Source organism: Enterobacter sp. 01-M-03-SI-ECC (assembly GCF_047530215.1).
GTDB classification, from domain to species: Bacteria; Pseudomonadota; Gammaproteobacteria; order Enterobacterales; family Enterobacteriaceae; genus Enterobacter; species Enterobacter chengduensis.
Genome location: NZ_JBLKDA010000068.1, coordinates 1 through 5,987, shown reverse-complemented (window position 1 = coordinate 5,987; position 5,987 = coordinate 1). Strand labels below are relative to the sequence as shown.

Here is a 5,987-nt window from a genome sequence, read left to right as displayed (position 1 = left end):
AACGGCTCGATGACAGCGGTCATATTCTGCCATGGCAGAATCTGCTCCATGCGGGAGAGGAAAATCTCTTTTCGGGTCTGACGGCGCTTAGTGCTGAATTCACTATCGGCGAAGGTGAGTTGATGGCTCATGATGTCCCTCTGGGATGCGCTCCGGATGAATATGATGATCTCATATCAGGAACTTGTTCGCACCTTCCCTAGCTCTTTCATCATCCTAGAAGAACTCTTAATTAAGTATTCTTCAAGTGGGCCAGCATATGCCCCTGATGTCACGATCGTTAGTTGCGTAAGAGGATGAGTCAAACTCTCAATGCCCTTCAGGATGTCATTCTGGACAGCAGCAATATAAACAGGCGAAGCCGCAATCAAATATTCATCATTCGGACTGGACTGCATTAACTGGCTTATAGTTGCGCAACGGTTATGCTTTCCTAGTGATTTTGTGATGGCTTTCCACCAGAGATCATGCCTGAATGGTACTTGATGAAATGTCGCCTCGTAAGAGGGCACCCGATCTCGACTATTTAAAAACCCCATCCCGGCAGAGATTATCCACAACTCCAGATTTCTGGTTGAGTTTAAAATTTCCTTTGCCGTAGACCAGTGATTACCTGAATACAAGGACAATGCCGGTACCGCCTGATTACTTCTGGCGTCGTCTACAATGTTACTCCAGGCATATGCTGCGTCGTCCGGGGTTTGTTTTGGATCTATGTCCAATGTCGGCCAGACGTGGCCCTGATGATTCTTGCCCTTTGTACAGGAAGTGATTAAGTGTACTGAGCGTTCAGAGAACATTATCTTCCTTACATACCCATAGAACAGCTTTCTAAGAACGGTGGGCTCGCCTGAAAATTACAAATCAGCCCCTTTCACGGCATCATTTTGATTCTTCGCGTCTGCCCCCAGTAAGATGACCGGTTTTCTGCATGACAGTGTTATTCCTAACAAACGCAACACAAAACCACGCCAGCCAGAGCAAATTTTTTCATTTGCTGCGTAAAGCCTATTGTTTTCTCTTTTAAGCTTCGCCCACTCGTTACAGAGGGTAACATCATCAAGCGCTGTTATATGCTTCGCCTCACCTTCGACGATAACGGTATGGATACCGTATGCTGTAAATCTCATACTATTTTCCAGAACCCAGTTGCGGTATTCGTTGAGTCCACCTTCGGAACCGGTAGCTCTGCGCCACATTTCAATTTGCTTGTGTGATGGGTCAAGTGTACTTGTCATTGAAGCCTCGTCTCAGCGATAACGCTTGAAATAGCCCGCTTTGGTCAAAATGAAATTAGCCATCTGACTGGCGATTTGATTGTATCTTACTCATAGTGCCCAACCTATAGGTTAAAAAGGGGCATTTTCGCTTTATAGCGTGTTCAACATCATCAATCATCCCAAGAAAGGCTGGCTTATTAAGCCGGTCCATCATTTTCTGTATATCTCTCATCAATTTTTATATCCGGCCTGAAGTGCACCGTTCAAGCACACCGATCAGGCAGTTAGTCACTAGTTAACTCTTTACTAGAGACTAAATTCCATTGATTTACGTGACAACGTCACGTCATTAAGGTTTGCAAATGCCTAATTTTCATACTATGGGATTTAATTAGGAGTAAATCCCACAGGTTTACATAAAGCTGACATTTAAAAGTGTTAAAAATCAATCAGATAGAAAGAAAAGGCTCTCCGGAAGAACTCTTCTCATTATTTCGCCGCCCGGGGTTATTGCTGACAGATCTGAAAGTGCTAATATGTTAGTCATTAGTAATTAGTAAAGCCTTTACTAAACGCGTTTCTACGTAAATTCTATTGGTTTTAGAGGGTCCTACTGTCCGAAGACAATAAAGTTGTACACAAAGCACTAAAGTTGTAACCATTCTCAAAAAACGACGCTAATGTTGTATGCTTACTGAATGTGTGGTTATAGGGTTGGAGACTATAAAATGCACATATAGGGGTTCTAGGGATTTTCCGTCCAAAAACGACAAAGTGCTCTGGAGGCCGCGCCGTCCGTGGCCTCCAGAGGGGTATTACTTTTCGCTGACGGGTAAATATCCCTCGATTGAGCGCATAAGCTCCTCCAGATCTGGCAATTTTTCGCTCAATTCGAAGTGGTAAGTCCCCTTGAGGTTAATGTTGTGCCAGGCCACAGGGGATGCCTGTTTGACGATATCTATTCTCTTGGTATCTCCTTGGTATTCGAAGCTGGTCAACAGCTGGCTGAGTATCCTGGAGTTGAAGTAAACGATGGCATTGGTGACCAGGCGAGCGCACTCATTCCATAGCTGGATTTCTTCGTCTGAACTGCCCCGGAACTGATCCCCATTGACGCTGCTCACGGCCCGACGCAGTTGGTGATAGGCCTCTCCCCGGTTCAGCGCGCGCTGAACATAGTTTCTTAAACTGGCATCATCGATGTAGCACAGTAGATAATTCGCTTTCACCAGGCGATTGTATTCCGTCAGGGCTTCCAGCAGCGGGTGATTGCGCTTGTACTCCGAGAGCTTTCTCACCAAGGTGGCTTGCGTTGTTTTCCGCTGCTTAAGTGATACTGCAATCCGTTGGATGGTATCCCAGTGCTGCGCAATACGATGGGTATTGATTGGCTTTTTTAAGCACAGCTGAATTCGGTGTTCTTTGTCTTCCTTGACATCAAACATGTCATTGATCACTTTGCCAACCTGGGCATAGCGTGGGGCAAACTGGTATCCGAACAGATCCAGTAACGCGAAGTTCACATGGTTCACCCCATGGGTATCGGTTGAGAGCACATCCGGAATGATGTCTGACGTATTGCTCATCAACAAATCAAAGATGTAGTGCGATTCATGTTCGTTGGCGCCGATCACTCTGGCGTTGATCGCAGCGTGATTGGCGATCAAGGTCATGGCAGAAACACCTTTTTGAGTGCCAAAGTACTTCGACGAATAACGGGTTTTGAAGGTCTCGCGCCGGGCTTCGAACTTTTGACCATCGGCACTGGCGTGGATCACATCTTCCTGGATGTTGTAGTACCGGAAGATGGGTAGCTTGGCTGTCGCGTTATTGATGTTGTCGTTAGCAGCATTCAATGTTTCCAGGCGAAGATAGTTCGCCTGGATAGTGCTGAGCTGATCATAGGTACGATCAGAGATCTGTGCCATGCCGTAAATGCCTTGATTGGTTGCATTGCCGACCAGAATTGCCAACAGGTCATATTCATGGGAACGGCTTCTGGATTGGGAACCCAGCACATGAGCGAAGCAGTCAATGAAACCGGTGTCACGATCAACCATGCGCAGTACATCCGCAATCCCCGTTGTGGGAATTTGCTGGAAGAAGGGATTGTTGACCAGATGATGTTTGCTGGCCGAAGGCAGGCGCCAGAAGCGTTTACCCTGCGGATTACGCAAGATGATATTCCGGTTGTCTTCCTGTTCAAGATATTCGCCGACTTCGTACAAACGGGTATCCAATTCCATGGCCATCTGTTTGATCAGCTTTTCAGGCTCCTCCGCTAATTTTGTAAAATGGCTCTGTTGAAGCAGCGTATATTTGTTTTTTCGCCAATGTTCCCCGTCGATCAGGTCGGCGTCGAGTGCCCGGTATTTAGTGATATCAGGCAGCGTCAGCTGGCCATTCAGGCGATCAGGAATCTGTTGATAGAGGAACCACTCATAACGATCGATCAGGATATTCCCTTCACCATCCAGCAGGAATTCACGTGATTTTTTGGAAAGGAGTCTGGTGTCGGCAGTTTGCAACTGAGCGTCCTGGCCGTTGAGTTCGTTTTGTGTTTTCGCCAAGGCGGCCGCTAAGTGCTGGGTGCCGTCGCAGCCTTCGAAGCGCAGACATAGGAACAACTCTCGCAGCAAACCTTTCCGCAGACTTTCTTTCTCGTCGCAGTACTGCCACATGGCTTCATCGACCGATCGTCGCTGCTCGTTCAGGAAGAGACATACAGATTCCAGATCCCTTTTGGTCAGCAGGCTCAGTGCTTGCTGTCTTACTGTTGCAAACGGTAGTTGCAGATCAATGCTGTCATCAATGAACAGGTGCAGTACTTCAGCTGCCTTGCTGACATTTTTAGCTGCTTTTTGCCAATCCTTAAACACCGCTTCCTGCGCATAATCCTTTGCCTTCTGTTTGGTCTGTCTGACATGATGCACAAAGCCATCGGCAATACGTTCCAGCGCTTGCTGCCATCGCGTTTGAAGATAGCACAATAAATACAGCCATTGGCTGCCTACGGTTTGACGTTTCAGTTTGGCACCGTAGTAGTCGACTTTCTCTGCCAGGTGTTGCAGATTTTTCTGCGACAGTGATAGCGTGCTCAACAGCAGATCCACTTCCGGCATCCAATGCTGGATATGGCGATAGACAATCAGTTCTTTCTCCAACTCGGTTCCGGTGAAGTTACGAGCCGATTGTCGCAACTGTCGGAACGGCAGTGGACCTGTGCCGTTCACGAGCTCCGCCAGTGCTTGCTTAAGACCGCGTGACATTGCACGCTCAAGGTGCGCGGCCATGTGTTCCTGTTCGTCTCCCACCACCTGACTGATGATCTTTTGCAGCGTGCTGTAGGCAGGGATTGCGATCTTCTGCCCCGAACAATATTCATTGGCCGCATCGAAGAGGTGCCTAGGCGCTGTCCAGGCTCTGGCTTGCTGGGATAAGTAATCTCTCAACGCCGCTCCATGGTCTTTGACATTCCAGCGCTGGTAGTTGCAGAGCTGGAAAACACGTTGGTAAATCCGTTCGTTCTCTTTTGGCGTGAGATTAAAGGGTCTACAGCCTGGGCCTGGTAGAACGGTTTGATAAACGTATTTGAGGTCCTGCTTGATCTGATGAAAGCCGGGATTCAGCACCACCGGCTTGGCTTTGAAATAGCCCAGCAGTACCACCAGCATGTAACGCTGGCCCCGATGACGGAGGCTTTTAGCGATCGCCAGTTCCTTATCGTTCAGCGAGAAAAAGAAGCGTTGGTCGGCGGAGGTGAAAGCGGGGGGTCCATATAACTCATCTTGTTCTGCCTCGGACAAGATTTGGACACGTTCTTCGAATGCCATGGATTTAGCCCAAAAAGACTAAATCTTACTCAAACAGAGCCCAAATAGGGATCTCGAAAAAAGTAATACCCCTCTGGAGGCCACAGACGGCGGGGCCTCCAGAGCACTTTGTCGTTTTTGGACGGAAAATCCCTAGAACCCCAAATTTGTCTCCGTCTTGATCCTCGATGAGATTACCTCGCAGAGAAATGGTCGCACCGTCATGCATCGTTTTGGCCTGTTCGACAGTCATGATTCTTGCATCTTCAGTCCCACGATAACCTTCATCCAGAGCGTGGGCTGGCGGTGGAGCTGTATCATTTTTCAACCCGCCGTTATCATCAGCAAGCGCTGGCGACAATAAAAAACAACATAATAATGGCGTTATGGATAATTTCATATGTTCTCCTTTTGCCAAGGTTGAAATGTTAAGTGTGGTTGCTATTTATTAACACTGCGAACTGGATAAGTCTCAAATAATATTGTTTAAATTAAATCTAACGTTGGTGGGGATATAAGCGCAACGGTAGAGGAAAGTAGGGGGGGTAATATTCCGAGAAAATTAAGTGTAGCTGGATAATATAGGTCATGCCATTCATTTTGGTCTACGCTTATTAGTCTTTGTGATAAATAATGAGAGGTAATTGAATGGCTGGCTTAAACAAGGAAAAAAAGACCATCAATAAAACCAATTCTGCGCGTTTTCCGGCGCCGCCTTTTCAACAGCAGCAGCAGCCCTTTCCCGGGCTGGCGGGGAAAATGCAACCGCGCCCCGATCATGGAGAAGACAGCTATCAGGGAAGCGGTCGCCTGAATGGGCGCAAGGTATTAATTACGGCACTGTTGCAAATAGTCGGTGGTGATAAACTTATCATCCCCTTTTGCTGATGGAGCTGCACATGAACCCATTCAAAGGCCGGCATTTTCAGCGTGACATCATTCTGTGGGCCGTACG

The 5,987-nt window shown here is 47.6% G+C and carries 4 protein-coding genes and 2 pseudogenes; 1 reads left to right on the top strand and 5 read right to left on the bottom strand.

Annotated features, from left to right (window positions below):
* From ACMWKK_RS25775 to ACMWKK_RS25755, 5 genes and pseudogenes are all read right to left on the bottom strand, one after another.
* Nucleotides 1–131: pseudogene (locus ACMWKK_RS25775) on the bottom strand (IS5/IS1182 family transposase); the annotation flags it as partial.
* A 45-nt stretch (nt 132–176) separates the two neighbouring features.
* Nucleotides 177–800, bottom strand: a complete 624-nt coding sequence (locus tag ACMWKK_RS25770) for a hypothetical protein (protein WP_000490639.1) — start codon at nt 798–800, stop codon at nt 177–179.
* A gap of 57 nt (nt 801–857) precedes the next feature.
* The gene (locus ACMWKK_RS25765) at nt 858–1,238 is read right to left on the bottom strand and encodes a hypothetical protein (RefSeq protein ID WP_001371925.1); all 381 of its coding nucleotides are present in this window, start codon (nt 1,236–1,238) and stop codon (nt 858–860) included.
* 797 nt (nt 1,239–2,035) lie between these two features.
* On the bottom strand, nt 2,036–5,053 hold the full coding sequence (locus ACMWKK_RS25760; protein WP_004199413.1) for a Tn3-like element IS3000 family transposase: 3,018 nt from the start codon (nt 5,051–5,053) through the stop codon (nt 2,036–2,038).
* A gap of 25 nt (nt 5,054–5,078) precedes the next feature.
* Entirely contained in the window at nt 5,079–5,432 is a 354-nt protein-coding gene (locus ACMWKK_RS25755) for a hypothetical protein (RefSeq protein ID WP_022631167.1), read from the bottom strand.
* 248 nt (nt 5,433–5,680) lie between these two features.
* Here ACMWKK_RS25755 and ACMWKK_RS25750 point away from each other — a divergent pair.
* Nucleotides 5,681–5,896: pseudogene (locus ACMWKK_RS25750) on the top strand (NAD(P)-dependent dehydrogenase); the annotation flags it as partial.
* Nucleotides 5,897–5,987 lie beyond the last annotated feature (91 nt).